A 15,529-nucleotide genomic window follows, 5' to 3' on the forward strand; every position below is an offset into this window, starting at 1 on the left:
TATTCTACCTGAAACTCAAGGAAATAAAAAAGGGACTTTCGTCCCTTTTTGTCATTAAAATGTCAACAAAACGATTTATTTAGTTAAAAACTGTAAACCAGCGTTAGTGACGTTTCTGTATCTGTGTTTTCTTTATCATCCGCAACATCTGAGTTGTGGGTGATGTTGTAAGCCACTTTCATTTGTAGTGAGCCGTTGATTTTAGCAAGGATTGCAGACTCTGAACGTGTTTTAGTATTGGTATCACCGTATTCAACGGATACTAACTGAGTAAAACGTGCACTGTCTGAAATTTGCCAGTTGTAATCAACTTTACCTAACGCGATAACTTCACCTTCGCGCTCACCTGCGCGTGAATTGCCGTTTTCATCAACTTCAGTGCTGTCGTCTGGGTATTGAAAGTACTTATAACCCGGACCGATTTCAGCGTTTAACCACATATCAGAACGGTCGATTACACGTAAACCATAACCCGCTGAGATAACTGATTCGTTACGGTATGCACCAAAGTAATCAGATACGTGCGAGCCGTAGATGAATAAGTGTGAGTGCTTTTCGTTTAACTTGTAGTTACCTTGTGCAGAGATTGAGTACTTTTCGTTAGTACGTTGAGTTTCTTTAACGCCTTGGTCGTTTTCGATCTCATCTTCTTTATAAAGACCGTCTAACTTGTACTCGTTATTCCAGTTTTCTAGGTTATGTAAAACCTTAACACCACCTTTTAGTGTTGTTGTTTCAGTGTTACCGCTCGTTACGATAGCACCTAATTCACTGGTTACATCCCAAGTTTTGGTTTCATCTGCTGCGAATGCGCTAGTTGCAGCGCTTGCTGCAACTAGAATTGATAAAGCTTTTAATTTCATTAAAAAATAACCTTTACTACTTGTAAGTTAGACTTATTAGTCTTCTTTGTGCAAATGAACATCCATTTGCGGGAATGGGATAGTGATGTTGGCATCGTCTAATGCGATCTTAATGTTTTCCATTAGGTCGAAATACGTTGGCCAGTAATCAGCTGAGTTAACCCATGGGCGAACTACAAAGTTTACGCTTGAATCTGCAAGTTCAGATACAGCGACTGTGTATGCAGGGTCTTTTAATAAACGAGACTCTTTGTCTAATACAGACTTAAGAACAGCTTTTGCTTCTTTAAGGTCTGCATCGTAACCAACACCGATAACTAAATCGATACGACGAGTTGATTCACGAGAGAAGTTTGTAATTGGGCTGCCCATGATTGATGAGTTAGGCATGATAATTACTTTGTTATCTGGTGTACGTAATTCAGTAGAGAAGATTTCGATTTTCTTAACTGTACCCGCTTTACCACCTGCTTCTACATAGTCACCTGATTTGAAAGGGCGAAGTAAGATGATTAAAACACCTGAAGCAAAGTTAGACAGTGAACCTTGTAGTGCTAAACCTACTGCTAAACCAGCCGCACCTAAAATAGCAATGAATGAGGTTGTCTCAATACCTAATTGAGATAGAGCCATTAAGATTGTTGCAGCAAATACAATTGCATAAACAATGCTAGCAACGAATGAACCTACAGCTTTATCGACTTTCTTTTTATCAAATGCTTTTTCAGTCATCCCTTCGCAGAACTTCGCGATGCGACTACCGATAAAGAAAATGATTAGCGCTAGAACCGCCTGAACGGCGTAATGTATGATTAAACCTGAATTCTCGTTGATCCAGTTCATTATTGTATCCATGTTCTCTCCTGAAGTTCATTTTTAGCATAACGCTGTACAAATTATATATGATCTTTGGTTAAAAAATCATTAAATTACGCGCAAAACTACGAAATGAGTATTTGCTCAATTACAAAAACCGCAAGTCTAATCTGCGAAACTGAACGCGAGCTGACCATGAAGGCATTTCTGAATTTTCTGAGGTAAGTAAGTTTTTTCTACTTTTTTCAATTTAGGGGTTCACAAGCTTAGTTTAATTATGTAATATGCGCGCCACACCAAACGAGGTGTATCTCAGTGGCGGCTGTAGCTCAGTTGGTAGAGCCCCGGATTGTGATTCCGGTTGTCGTGGGTTCAAGCCCCATCAGTCGCCCCACTCTTCCCCCTTAGTAAATCTCTATATTTTCCTTAATTTTTCTATTTTAAATTCCAAGATTTATCTTTAAAACCTGTTTTCAATTCAAAAAGCCGTCAGCTTTCAGCTGTCAATTTTGAGCCGAACTGTGTTGTTTGTGGGTAATAGTCTTAAGCCATAAGCTGTAAGCTTAATTATTTTGTTTGCTGGAACCGTATTGTTTTGCTGTTTGGGTATTGAATATATGACGCGCCAAGCAAGCGTGACGCCTACGATGTAGGAGGTACTTTAGTGCCGAAGTCAGTAGGTGATTCATGTAGGATGTACTTTATTGCCGAAGTCTTTAGGATAATTCACGGCTAAAGCCGTTCCCACAAGATGAGAGATGCGAAATATCGTAGGCGTGAAATTTATTTCGCGCGAAAACCTAGCTCCTAGCTCCTAGCTCCTAGCTCCTAGCTCCTAGCTCCTAGCTCCTAGCTCCTAGCTCCTAGCTCCTAGCCCCTATTTTCAAAACCCAGACAAAAAAATGCCACCTTTCGGTGGCATTACACACGGGATTATTTCTATTTACTAGAAATGCTTTTCGAAGTTTAAGGCGATGTGCTTCACACCTAACCTCAAACTCATAATTACTTCCAACTTTTCATCTTGTGGCCTTTAACAGCATAGAAAAGTATGAATAAATAACAAGGCAACATTACAATATAAGCCATTTGTTGTGCTTCAGCGCTTTTCACACCGCCACTTGCTAGGCCCCAAAATAATGGACCGAATGCGCCACCGGCTATACCCATAATAAGTAGACCAGAGCCTACACTAGTTAGCTTGCCTAAACCAGATAATGCGAGCGGCCAAACTGCAGGCCAAACAATCGCATTAGCAAAGCCTAGCACAGCAATGAGCAATAAGGTATCAGGCAGTACCGATTTTAGGCCAAATAATGTTGATATAAATACAGTTTCATTACTACCAGTGACTATCGCTAGGGTTAACACACAGCCCAATACCGCTGAAATAGTTAACGCGGTTTGTTGTGACAACACTCGTGGGATAAGTAACACCCCTAAAAAGTAACCTAGCACCATACAACCCATGGTGTATGACGTCATAACACTATATTTTTCAACACCTAATGACAACGCAAAGCTACCAATGGTATCGCCTGCGATGACTTCAACGGCTACATAAACAAAAAGGGCCACAATCCCTAGCGCAAGACTCGGATGGCTCAGCGCTTCTTTTACCTGCCCCGGCTTTTGTTCATCTACATCATCAATTAACTCTGGCAATGGCATTTTGGTAACTGCAAAGCCGAGTATACCAATAAAAATAGCCATCCCTAAATACGGTAAAATTAAGCCATTGGCCATGGCGTCAATGTCTGTTTGGCTAAGTTCTTTACCTACAAAGCCTTCAAAATCGCTTAGTATCAGTGCAGTAAACACGATTGGTGCTACAACTCCCGCACCTTTATTTAATATACCCATAATACTGACGCGAGCCGCGGCTGATTCTTCAGGGCCGATTCTGACTACGTATGGGTTAACCGCTGTTTGCAATAATGTTTGCCCAGCCCCCATAACAAGCTGCGCGAATAAAAACAGTGCAAACAGTTGTGTTTTTGCCGCTGGGATAAACAGTAAACCTGCCACCATCATGGTTGCCATGCCCAGCGCCATACCGTTTTTATAACCTACCTTTCTGATGATCATCGCCGAAGGGAGAGCCGTAAAAGTCACGGCGATATAAAACGAGAAAATGATCAGCGATGCCTGAAATGGTGAAAGCTGCAAAATTTGCTGTAAAAATGGCATCAGTGAACCATTCAACCACGTAGCAAAACCCAGTATAAAAAACAGCGTGGCAACAATCGCCATGGGCACTACACTGCTTTGTTTATTCATTTCAGACATAACATTTCCCATAACAGCACAGCTCGACTCTACAGCGCTGCTGATTCAGATGATTATACAAAAGAGATATTAAATATTTATAACACTATCGCAACAAAAATGACAGCGCTGACATATTTCTTTTAGATACCGTTGGTGTGAAATGTATTTCGGGCGATGAATTTTGATTAGCCGTCAGCTTTCAGCTGTAAGTTTTGAGACGAACGGTGTTGAATGTAAAACGCGCCAAGCAAGCGTGACGCCTACGAGGTGCGAGGTGCGAGGCGCGAGGCGCGAGGCGCGAAATATTGTAGGCGTGAAATTTATTTCACGCGAAGTTTTGGGATTAGCTGTCAGTTTTGAGCCGAAAAATGTTGAATGCAAAACGCGCCAAGCAAGCGTGACGCCTACGCTTTGCTGTAGGCGCCAAATTTATTTATCGCAAAAACATTACTCACCCACAACGGTCACGCGGCTGGTTTGCTGTGCGTTTAAGCGGGTGCGTAGCGCAACTTTTGCATTGTTATCAACCTTCACAGGCTCAGCGTAGGTTTGCCAGCTTTGCCCGTTGTCTAGGCTGTACTCAATGCTCAAATATGCAAATGCACTGTTGGCATATAACTTACCATTTTCAATCACGCCGCCCGGTACTGGTAAGTGCAGATTGATGCCATCTTTGGCTAACTTATCAAGCTCTTTCAAACCGACTGCACTTGAGAACTCAGCCCAGTCTTTTGCTTGTTTTTTACTATCGACAGTTTCGCCTTCCCAATCAGCTTTATGCCATGCGCGCTCTGCAACAGACAAAATACGCGGGAAGATCATTGCTAATACTTGCTCTTCAGTACGGATTGTTTCTGACCATACCTGACCTTGCATACCCAAAATATTCTCAGGCTTTTCAAGTTTAGGTAACGGGCGACCCACCAACGCTTCTAAATTAACGATTGGCTCACGAGTGCGGGTGTAATCAGCATTGGCATAAACGTCATCTGGCATGTAATTAAAGGCTTTTTTAGTATCTGTGTAACGAGTTGCCCAGTAATAACCACGCTCTTCAGGGCATGCTTCGTATGGGTGGTCAAAGTACAAATGCGTACCGTGTGATAACACCACTTGGTAACCAGCATTTGCTAGGCGGTATGCTCTATCTGCAACACCCCACTCCCAAATATTATCCCAAGTATTTACGGTAAAGGTTTTATTAGGGAACTCATCACGTTTAAACGAATTTTCACGGTCGTACATGATACCGTCTTCCCAAATACCCGGAGAAATACCACGTTTTTCAAGTAAGGTAGCAACACGTTGTGTGAAGTAAGGTTTTAAATCAGCTGGGCCGGATACACCGTTATTTGGATCGGCAAATAACGCCTGACAGATTGGCGAACCTATCCACGAACCTGCTCCAACTTCATCACCACCAATATGCAGGTTCTTTAACTGAACACCTGCTTCGCGGTACATCTGCTGAAGTTCATAAGTCACTTTATCTAAAAATGCGTAGGTTGAGTCCATACACACATTCATCGAGTTATCTTTGTAGTTTTGTACCGTCATGTACACAGAGGTATCTTTAGGATCGGTAAGCAAGTATTGCGTTGCCGGTCCCATATCTATGTGTTGAATTTCTTTATTTGCTGAGCGCGTTTTAATGTTGTTCTTAGCGGCTTTCTCAGCTTCTTCTAACATGTTGTGATAACGTGCTTCCATCGCTTTGATTGAGGCACGCGCATGACCGGGCCCTTCAACTTCAGGGATGATTTGAATGTGGCGGTCTTTCGCAAACTTTAATAACTCAACAAACTCATCACGTTTCAAATAACCATTACCTGAGCCTGATTTAAACGGCCCAGTGCCAAGCTGAGTCAATAAACACTCGCGCTCTTCTAAATCAAAGCAGCGATAGCCGCCAACGTCAGTGAGTTCAGGTAGGCCTGGGATCTCAAGTCGCCAACCTTCATCTTCTGAAAAGTGCCAGTGTAGCTTATTCATTTTATAGCGAGCCATTTGCTCAACCAGCTTGAACATTGCCTCTTTGCCATGGTAATTACGACCATTATCGTAGTGCATGCCACGCCAACCATAGCGCGGTGAATCTTCAAGTTCTAGCTGCGGTAAGTTGGCACTACCTTGGCTGTTTGCAGGAATGAGGTTCAATAAGCTTTGCATCGCATAAAACACACCGGCGTTATCGCTACCTACGATGGTGATCACTTCATCATCAATCTCTAGGGTGTAGCTTTCTGCTTTTGCATTATTGAGTTTAGGGTCAACTTTAAAGCGAATTACTTTATCTTTGCCGACATTGATATGATCAGGCTGTGCTTTAAGGCTAATGCCATAGTCATCTTGTAAGTCTTGCATAAACACCATAACTTCGTGTTTAAGCTGCCCTTGATAACTAATTTGCCAATTATTGTTTAGCGTCGCACTACCACGATTAAACTCAACGTTACGTGGCTTCGGAATAATACGCTTTAAAGCATCGTCTTTACTAACCGACACCTTGTCAGCGCTATTACGTTCATAGCGGACTTTTGCCGTTGCTAAAACAGATAAATCTTTTGGCTCATTGTAACGACGTAACTGGTTTTCGCGGGTAAATGGCGTAACAAACTGTTTAAAGTCTTCAGTGTCAGTATTAGCAAATACAGCGGGTTTATTCTTGCCCGAAACAAAAAATGCCCGTGGCATAAAGTCACTGTAAGCAACAATCCACACTTGCGCATCGAACGGCAGCTCTAAGCTTTCACCTGCAGCTAAACCTTTAAACGAGCTCGTTGGTACGATACGATGAAGGTCACCATTAACGTGTTCAATGTTTAGGCCTGCGACATGCTCGGTTGAAATTTTACGAACGGAGTGAATATAAAGCTGCCAATCGCTCTCGCCTGCAGGTAACGCCACATCAGAGCCATTGTTGAGGGTAATTTTTCCTAAAAAGCCCGCATCTTTATTACGAAAGTTATCTTCTACCGAAAACAGCAGTTCGGTACCTTTCGCAAACTGATCAACTTGCGATTGAGTTAATGCTGCACTAGCCATTAAAGGCGCAGTCGCTAGCATTACCGCGAATAGTGACTTCTTAAAATCCATTACTTTCTCCTCGTTTAAGCCCTGAGTGTACGGTATTTCTGCGTACTATTTTTCATTTTTGTTAATAATTCGTTCCTATCATATAAAAACTAAAATGACAGCGCTATCATTTTATGAAAAATAAAGGCAAGGAGTTAGCTATCAGCTATCAGCTATCAGGCTGACGGCTGACGGCTGACGGCTGACGGCTGACGGCTGACGGCTGACGGTTGACGGCTGACGGCTGACGGCTGACGGCTGACGGCTGACGGCTGACGGCTCAAACCTTAACACAAAGATACTTCTCTTCTAGGTACTCATCTAACCCTTGGTGACCGCCTTCTCGGCCTAAGCCAGACTGTTTAACGCCGCCAAATGGCGCTACGGGGTTTGAAATAAGACCTTCGTTAATACCTATCATGCCGTATTCGAGTGCTTCGCTTACGCGATAAACTTGCTTGATGTTTTCACTATAAAAATATGCAGCTAAACCATAAGGTACGTCGTTCGCAAGCTTAAGTACTTCTTCTTCATCATCAAAAGCGATGATGCTGACTACAGGACCAAACACTTCATCATGATAGATATCCATCTCTGGTGTCACATCAGTTAAAATTAATGGCGCTTGAAAACTGCCTTCAAGCTCACTGTTATCACCGATTAACGACGCCCCTTTATCAACTGCATCTTGCACAAGCGTTTGAACTTTCTCTTTTGCTTTAGGGTAAATTAATGGGCCGATATCTACCCCGTCATCAAGACCATTACCTACCTTTAACTCAGCTACTTTGTCAGTGAGTTTTTCAAGCACAGTTTCAAGCACTGAGCGCTGAACAAAAATTCGGTTAGCGGCAACACAAGTTTGCCCTGCGTTTCTGAATTTAGCCCCCATTAGGCCAGCAACAGCTTCATCTAAATCGGCATTATCAAAGATAATGAACGGGGCATTGCCGCCAAGCTCCATTGACGTTTGTTTAATTGTTGAGGCACACTGCGATAGTAACTGCTTACCTACACCGGTTGAGCCAGTGAATGTGAACTTACGAACACGCTCCGACTCGGTCATGATCTCACCCACCATTTTTGCGTTTTCAGAGACCACCACGTTCAGCGCTCCTTTTACAAATCCTGCTTTATCAGCAAGGTAGGCTAAGGCAATAGCGCATAATGGCGTATGCTCCGAAGGTTTAATCACAAAACTACAACCCGCGGCATAAGCGGGTGCCACTTTACGGGTGATCATAGCAATCGGGAAATTCCAAGGTGTAATACCAGCCACCACACCGATTGGTTGCTTTATCGTTGTTAAACGATGCTTGCTGTCAGTAGCTGGAATAGTATCGCCATAACTGCGCTTTGCTTCTTCACTAAACCATTTAATAAAGCCTGCACCGTATTCCACTTCGCCTAAGGCTTCTTTTAAAGGCTTACCTTGCTCTTTAGTCATTAACTCAGCAAGTTGTTGCTTGTGCTCAATAACCAACTCATACCAGCGACGCAACGTTTCACTGCGCTCGGTTGCTGTTGTTTGCTTTAGTTTGCTAAATGCCTCGTCAGCACTTTTTAAAGCCTGCTCAACTCCAGCTTCATCAATATCAGAGACCTGAGTAATTACCTCTGCGGTTGCGGGGTTATCTACACTAAAACGCTGGCTCGTAGAGTAAAAGTCACCGTCGATAAACGAATCAGAAAAAACCAAATCAGACATAGAACCTCCAAAATCAGCTATCAGCTATCAGCTATCAGCTATCAGCTATCAGCTATCAGCTATCAGCTATCAGCTATCAGCTATCAGCTATCAAAAACATAAAGTCTGAGAAATGAATGTAAAGCTATTGCTGCTCAAAAAACACAAATAACTGAAACACCCTCTCAATTTGCTAAAAACTGACGTTTGAAAGCTGACAGCTTTTAATAGATCTAAAAAGCATACAACGTTACTACTGTTCAAAAACACTAATAACTGAACCACCCTGTCGATCTGCTAAAAACTGACGGCTGAAAGCTGACAGCTCTAAAAAACAAAAAACCGCTGTAGAGACCAAGCAACTACAGCGGTTTTTACGAAATCAAAGCCGTTAAAAATTAATGCTCTTCATTAACGATATTGAGATTATACTTTGGAATTTCAACCACTAAATCTTCATCTTTAATCACAGCTTGGCAACCAAGACGTGACTCAGGCTCAAGACCCCATGCTTTATCTAGCATATCGTCTTCAAGCTCATCACTCTCATCTAAAGAGTCAAAGCCTTCACGAATGATTAAGTGGCATGTTGTACACGCACATGACTTTTCACAAGCATGTGGAATGCTAATACCATTTTTTAGTGCAACATCTAATACTGTTTCACCTGCAGGTGCTTCAATTGCTGCGCCTTCTGGGCATAATTCTGCATGGGGAAGAAAAATAATTTGTGGCATACCTTACCTCGTTAAACTTCGTCTACTGACTGCCCTTGCAGCGCTTTTTTGATTGATGCATCCATTCTACGAGCAGCAAATTCGCTACTTGCATTGTCTACAGCTTCAATCGCTGCTTTAATTTCTGTAGGTGTTGTTGCGCTTTCACGTACGGCAACAAGTTTAGCAATTTCTGCTTTTAACGCACCTAATTCTTGTTCATCAAGTAATGCACTGTCGGTTGCCAGTGATGCATCAAGCGCTTCAACAACACGTAACGCTTCAACTTGCTGCTCTTTAAGCATCCGAGCTTGCATATCGTCTTTTGCGTTAGTCATTGATTCTTTTAGCATGTTAGCAACTTGGTCGTCCGATAAACCAAACGATGGTTTAACCTGAATTTCAGCTTGCACACCGGTTGATTTTTCCATTGCCGATACACTTAATAGGCCGTCTGCATCTACTTTAAAGGTTACGCGAATGTGCGCAGCACCTGCTGCCATTGCCGGAATACCTTTTAAGCTGAACTTAGCCAGTGAACGACAATCGTCAACCAACTCACGCTCACCTTGTAATACATGCAGTGACATTGCCGTTTGACCATCTTTGAAAGTGGTGAACTCTTGTGCACGTGCTACAGGGATCGTGGTATTACGTGGAATAATTTTCTCAACCAAGCCACCCATGGTTTCAAGACCTAGCGACAGTGGTAATACGTCTAATAACAACATGTCTGAATCTGGCTTATTGCCAACCAATACATCTGCTTGTAGTGCGGCACCGAGTGCAACTACGCGATCTGGGTCGATAGAAGTCAGTGGCTCTTTATCAAAAAATGCAGCAACTTGAGAGCGTACAATTGGCATACGTGTCGAGCCGCCAACCATAACTACTTGTAATACTTCTTCGTTCTCGATACCCGCATCTTTTACTGCACGGCGACAAGAACGTAGTGTTTTCTTCACCAAACTAAGAGCAAGCTCATCAAACGTTTCGCGAGTTACTTCAACTTTGTGGCTTTGACCATCAAACTCTAAACCAACATTTACAGTTTGGTATTGGCTTAGTGCTTCTTTACAGGCTTTTGCTTTATTGATGAATAAACGCAATACCGATGCAGAAAGCTCGCTCACACCCGTTTGTTTTTTGAAGTAATCAACTAATAGCGAGTCAAAATCGTCACCACCAAGGCTTGAGTCACCGCCAGTCGCAAGTACTTCGAATACACCTTGGTGTAAACGTAAAATAGAAATATCGAAGGTACCGCCACCTAAATCGTATACGGCGATAATGCCTTCTTGGCCTGAATCAAGACCATACGCAACAGCCGCAGCGGTTGGCTCGTTTAATAAACGTAACACCTTGATACCTGCAAGCTCTGCTGCATCTTTGGTGCTTTGACGCTGTGCATCATCAAAATAGGCTGGCACAGTAATAACGGCCCCCATGATGTCTTGACCTGCAAAGCTGTCTTCGGCGCGTTGCTTTAATGTTTTAAGAATTTCACTCGACGCAGTGACTGGGCTAATTGCACCCGCAACAGTGCTGATTGCTAACGAACCGTCATGCTCGCAGAATTCATACGGTAATTGACCATAGCTGTTTTCGATTTCAGCCTGCGTTTTACCTAAGAAGCGTTTTACCGAGATTAATGTGTTTGCAGGGTCTTGAGTGGCAGCTGCAGCTGCTTGTTCGCCCACCACAATGCTATCTGCTTGGTATTGTACAACTGATGGTAACATCGCATTGCCTGCTAAATCAGTCAGTGTACGAGCTTCGCCGCTTTGTACCGTTGCAACTAACGAGTTAGTTGTACCAAGGTCAATACCGACTGCTAATTTGTGCTCGTGTGGTGCCGCGCTCTGCCCCGGCTCAGCAATTTGCAATAATGCCATAATGCTCTTTTAAACTCTTAAATAGCTGTTGTGTAACAACTAACGATTAATCATCAAATAAACTGTCTTCAATACGCTCTAGTTCTTCGCGTAGCTTATAAACAAACTTTAATTTACGAATATTATCAGCAGCAGCCTGCCATTGTTGCTCATCACTGCTTGCGAGCTGAGCGGCTAATTCGCTACTGTATTGCTTGTCGAGCTGTTTAATTTGCGCTTCGAACTGGGCAATTGCTGCATCAGGATCTGCGGCATTTTCAAGTTCTTCTAATTCTTCACGCAGTTCCATTTGCTGCATTAAGAATAGCGGGTCTTGTAATGTTTGTTGCTCGGCGCGAATATCCACACCTAATTCACTAAGCATGTATTCAGCACGCTTTACCGGGTGTTTTAAGGTTTGTAATGCATCATTGATTTCGGCTGCACTTTGCACTGCAAGTAGCTTGTCGCGACTGCTAGAACTGGCATGACGATCTGGATGAACTGCACGTTGCAGCTCGAGGTAGTGTTTGTTAATTGTCGCTAAATCAATGTTGTAATCTACTGGAATTGCAAATAACTCAAAGTAACGCATTACATAATCCAACTCGGTAAACAGGAAAGAACAAAGCCCTACATAGGCAGGGCTTCAAGCAAAGAAAATTTTAATAGCTTAAACGGTGAAGCTTTCGCCGCAACCACACTCATCGGCTTGGTTCGGGTTGTTAAACTTAAACCCTTCATTCAAACCTTCTTTGGTGTAATCAAGCTCAGTACCATCAATATAAACTAAGCTTTTAGCGTCAACGATCACTTTCACACCACGGCTTTCAAAAATTTCGTCACCGTCTGCTAACTCATCAACAAATTCAAGAACATAAGCAAGACCTGAACAGCCCGTCGTTTTAATGCCAACGCGTAGGCCAATGCCTTTGCCGCGATTTGCTAAAAATGATTCTACGCGGTTTGCTGCCGCATCTGTCAATGTCACTGCCATGAATTTATCTCTTACTTCGCTTGTTTGCTTTTGTAGTCAGCAATTGCTGCTTGAATCGCGTCTTCTGCTAAAATTGAACAGTGAATTTTCACTGGTGGTAATTCAAGCTCAGCACTGATATCAGTGTTTTTGATTGTTGCAGCTTCGTCTAATGTTTTGCCTTTTACCCACTCAGTTACAAGTGAAGAAGAAGCGATTGCGCTACCACAACCATATGTTTTGAATTTTGCATCTTCAATTACACCTTCTGGTGATACTTTGATTTGCAATTTCATTACGTCACCACACGCTGGTGCACCCACCATACCTGTTGCAACTGACGGATCATTTTTGTCTAAAGAACCCACGTTACGTGGATTTTCAACATGATCGATTACTTTATCACTATAAGCCATAATACTATCCTCACTACCTGCTAGCGGCGGCGATCACTGATTAGTGATGCGCCCACTCAACTGAATCTAAATCAATACCTTCTTGATGCATTTCCCATAGAGGAGACATCTCACGTAAACGGCCAATCGAGTTTTTGATTAGTTCGACGGTGTAATCAATCTCTTCTTCAGTCGTAAAGCGGCCAATGCTGAAACGAATTGAGCTGTGTGCTAATTCGTCATTGCGACCTAATGCACGTAGTACATAAGAAGGCTCTAAGCTTGCTGAGGTACAGGCTGAACCTGATGAAACAGCAATGTCTTTAACAGCCATTAATAACGACTCACCTTCAACAAAGTTGAAGCTGATATTTACAATACCCGGAACTGAGTGGCTTGGTTCACCGTTGAAGTAAACTTCGTCCATATCAGCCATGATGCCATCGATCAGACGCTTACGAAGTGCGCTGATGTGTGCATGATCTTTTTCGAAATCTTCTTTAGCGATTCTAAATGCCGCACCCATACCAACTAACTGGTGAGTAGCCAGTGTGCCTGAACGCATACCACGCTCATGACCACCACCGTGCATTTGCGCTTCTAAGCGTGCACGAGGCTTACGGCGAACATACAGTGCGCCTACACCTTTCGGGCCATATACTTTGTGGCCAGAGAATGACATGAAATCTACTTTTAACTGTTGCACGTCGATAAGTACTTTACCTGCGCTTTGTGCAGCGTCTACGTGGAACATAATTTTGCGCTCACGGCACATTTCGCCGATTGTCGCGATATCTTGGATAACACCTAGCTCGTTGTTTACGTGCATTACGCTCACAAGTACTGTGTCGTCACGCATTGCAGCTTCAAGCTTTTTAAGATCAAGTAAACCGTTTTCTTCAACGTCCATATAGGTTACTTCGAAACCTTGACGCTCTAGTTCACGACACGTATCAAGCACCGCTTTGTGCTCTGTTTTAACAGTAATAACGTGCTTGCCTTTCTTTTTATAGAACTGCGCAGCACCTTTAATTGCTAGGTTGTTTGATTCTGTAGCACCTGAAGTGAAAACAATTTCACGCGGGTCAGCGTTGATCAGATCAGCAATATCTGTACGCGCTTGATCAACCGCTTCTTCTGCTTGCCAACCAAAACGGTGTGAGCGTGATGCAGGGTTACCAAAATTACCGTCCATAGTCAGGCATTGCATCATTTCTTTTGCCACACGTTCATCAACAGGCGTGGTTGCTGCGTAATCTAAATAAATCGGTAACTTCATTTCTCTCTCCGCTTTCGTCAAGCTACAGTTGACAGCTTACTTGAATGTTTTCCAGTTGCTTAATTGCAGTGTTGATGCTGTTATCTTGGCGTGATGCGACTTCTTTCACATCTGACTTTTCAACCAATTCAGCAAGGGTAATACTATTTAAAAACTCTTCGATACGTGCGCTTAAGTCCGACCATAAAGTGTGAGTCAAACAACGCATGCCGCTTTGGCAGCCACCCGTTGCATTGTGGCAACGTGTTGCATCAACAGACTCATCAACGGCATTAATCACATCGCCGACAGAAATTTCGTTTGCTTCTCGACCTAATAAATATCCGCCACCTGGGCCACGCACAGAGGTCACAAGGCCATTTTTACGTAAACGGGCGAATAGTTGCTCAAGGTAAGATAACGAAATCTCTTGGCGTTCAGAAATATCGGCAAGAGGCACTGCACCCACATTTGTATGTAGTGCAACATCCAACATGGCGGTTACTGCGTATCTGCCTTTTGATGTTAACTTCATGGAGCCCCCGATGTTACTGCACGCTAAGGTGTGCAAATTTTAATTACCAGACCAAAATAGTCAAGTATTATCACTTGATAAAAATTGATACTTGCCATTGATAAAACCGAATACTTGACAAAAATAGTCAAGTACTGGGTACATTGTAATTACCTGAGTAACTTAGTCAAGTATTCTGGTGAATAAAGCTTATAACCTAAACTTATTAATAGACTTATTAATAGAGGTAAGAATACCGCGTAAGATGTTCATCTCAGCTTCTTCTGGACGCGCGCGATTAAATAAACGACGTAATTTAGTCATCACCATGCCTGGGTGTTGTTTGATGATAAAACCCGTGTCATTTAATGTTTGCTCTAAGTGCTCGTAAAACAGCTCAGTTTGCTTTGCGTTTGGATAGACTGCTTCGTCTTCTTCTTGTACTTTTGGCTGTTTGTTTAAATACGCCATACGTGTTTCATAACACAGCGTTTGCACGGCCATCGCGAGATTTAACGAGCTGTACTCAGGGTTTGCAGGAATACATACGTGGTAGTTACATTGTTGTAGTTCTTCGTTCGTTAAACCACTATTTTCGCGACCAAATACGAGTGCAACAGGACCCTGTTCAGCCTCTGTCACTAACTTCTCACCACATTCACGCGGCTCAACCATAGGCCAAGATAAAGTACGTGAGCGTGCGCTGGTACCAATTGTTAAGCCACAATCAGCAATCGCATCTGCCAGTGTATCAACAACCACTGTTTTACCTAAAACATCAGTTGCACCGGCCGCAAGCGCACTCGCATGACTGTCAATTTCACAAGCAGGATCAACAAGATATAAATTTGATAAGCCCATCGTTTTCATAGCACGTGCCGCTGAGCCAATATTACCAGAATGTGATGTGTTAACTAATACGATACGAATATCATCAAGTGTCATTGCGTTGTTACTTACTGAAAGTCAAAAATTGCGGGGATTATAACATAGGTATCAGCTATCAGCTATCAGCTATCAGCTATCAGCTATCAGCTATCAGCTATCAGCTATCAGCTATCAGCTATCAGCTATCAGCTATCAG

The 15,529-nt window shown here is 42.9% G+C and carries 13 protein-coding genes and 1 tRNA gene; 1 reads left to right on the top strand and 13 read right to left on the bottom strand.

From position 1 onward, the window contains the following. Positions 1–83: 83 nt before the first annotated feature. Positions 84–863 (bottom strand): DUF481 domain-containing protein, encoded by a 780-nt coding sequence (locus C2M25_RS05565; protein ID WP_105180650.1) that lies wholly within the window; start codon positions 861–863, stop codon positions 84–86. A 36-nt stretch (positions 864–899) separates the two neighbouring features. Beyond that, the gene (locus C2M25_RS05570; protein WP_063701754.1) at positions 900–1,718 is read right to left on the bottom strand and encodes a mechanosensitive ion channel family protein; all 819 of its coding nucleotides are present in this window, start codon (positions 1,716–1,718) and stop codon (positions 900–902) included. Between the two features lie 279 nt (positions 1,719–1,997). On the opposite strand from C2M25_RS05570, the gene C2M25_RS05575 reads away from it, so the two are divergent. Beyond that, a tRNA-His gene (locus C2M25_RS05575) sits at positions 1,998–2,073 on the top strand. A 611-nt stretch (positions 2,074–2,684) separates the two neighbouring features. On the opposite strand, the gene nagP is transcribed toward C2M25_RS05575, so the two are convergent. The 11 genes from nagP to trmJ form a co-directional block, all read right to left on the bottom strand. Beyond that, positions 2,685–3,968 carry an N-acetylglucosamine MFS transporter NagP gene (gene nagP / locus C2M25_RS05580; RefSeq protein ID WP_105180651.1) on the bottom strand — a complete coding sequence of 428 codons (1,284 nt, stop codon included), beginning with the start codon at positions 3,966–3,968 and terminating at the stop codon, positions 2,685–2,687. Between the two features lie 429 nt (positions 3,969–4,397). After that, positions 4,398–7,046: a family 20 glycosylhydrolase gene (locus C2M25_RS05585; RefSeq protein WP_105180652.1), complete on the bottom strand. Its 2,649-nt coding sequence runs from the start codon at positions 7,044–7,046 to the stop codon at positions 4,398–4,400. 259 nt (positions 7,047–7,305) lie between these two features. Beyond that, the gene (locus C2M25_RS05590) at positions 7,306–8,733 is read right to left on the bottom strand and encodes an NAD-dependent succinate-semialdehyde dehydrogenase (RefSeq protein ID WP_105180653.1); all 1,428 of its coding nucleotides are present in this window, start codon (positions 8,731–8,733) and stop codon (positions 7,306–7,308) included. A 377-nt stretch (positions 8,734–9,110) separates the two neighbouring features. After that, positions 9,111–9,449 (bottom strand): ISC system 2Fe-2S type ferredoxin, encoded by a 339-nt coding sequence (gene fdx, locus C2M25_RS05595; RefSeq protein WP_063701770.1) that lies wholly within the window; start codon positions 9,447–9,449, stop codon positions 9,111–9,113. 11 nt (positions 9,450–9,460) lie between these two features. Further along, positions 9,461–11,323, bottom strand: coding sequence for a Fe-S protein assembly chaperone HscA (gene hscA, locus C2M25_RS05600; protein ID WP_105180654.1), 1,863 nt, complete (start codon positions 11,321–11,323; stop codon positions 9,461–9,463). 46 nt (positions 11,324–11,369) lie between these two features. Then, complete coding sequence (gene hscB / locus C2M25_RS05605) at positions 11,370–11,897, bottom strand: co-chaperone HscB (protein ID WP_063701774.1); 528 nt, start codon at positions 11,895–11,897, stop codon at positions 11,370–11,372. Between the two features lie 78 nt (positions 11,898–11,975). Beyond that, positions 11,976–12,299, bottom strand: coding sequence for an iron-sulfur cluster assembly protein IscA (gene iscA, locus C2M25_RS05610; RefSeq protein WP_054552502.1), 324 nt, complete (start codon positions 12,297–12,299; stop codon positions 11,976–11,978). An 11-nt stretch (positions 12,300–12,310) separates the two neighbouring features. Continuing rightward, complete coding sequence (gene iscU / locus C2M25_RS05615; RefSeq protein ID WP_063701777.1) at positions 12,311–12,694, bottom strand: Fe-S cluster assembly scaffold IscU; 384 nt, start codon at positions 12,692–12,694, stop codon at positions 12,311–12,313. Positions 12,695–12,734: 40 nt separating this feature from the next. Then, positions 12,735–13,952: an IscS subfamily cysteine desulfurase gene (locus tag C2M25_RS05620; protein WP_054552500.1), complete on the bottom strand. Its 1,218-nt coding sequence runs from the start codon at positions 13,950–13,952 to the stop codon at positions 12,735–12,737. 22 nt (positions 13,953–13,974) lie between these two features. Beyond that, positions 13,975–14,466 (bottom strand): Fe-S cluster assembly transcriptional regulator IscR, encoded by a 492-nt coding sequence (gene iscR / locus C2M25_RS05625; protein WP_063701779.1) that lies wholly within the window; start codon positions 14,464–14,466, stop codon positions 13,975–13,977. 189 nt (positions 14,467–14,655) lie between these two features. Then, positions 14,656–15,390: a tRNA (cytosine(32)/uridine(32)-2'-O)-methyltransferase TrmJ gene (trmJ, locus tag C2M25_RS05630; RefSeq protein ID WP_105180655.1), complete on the bottom strand. Its 735-nt coding sequence runs from the start codon at positions 15,388–15,390 to the stop codon at positions 14,656–14,658. Positions 15,391–15,529: the final 139 nt, after the last annotated feature.

The sequence above is a fragment of the Pseudoalteromonas sp. T1lg21 genome (genome assembly GCF_002964625.1).
Lineage (GTDB): Bacteria > Pseudomonadota > Gammaproteobacteria > Enterobacterales > Alteromonadaceae > Pseudoalteromonas > Pseudoalteromonas gelatinilytica.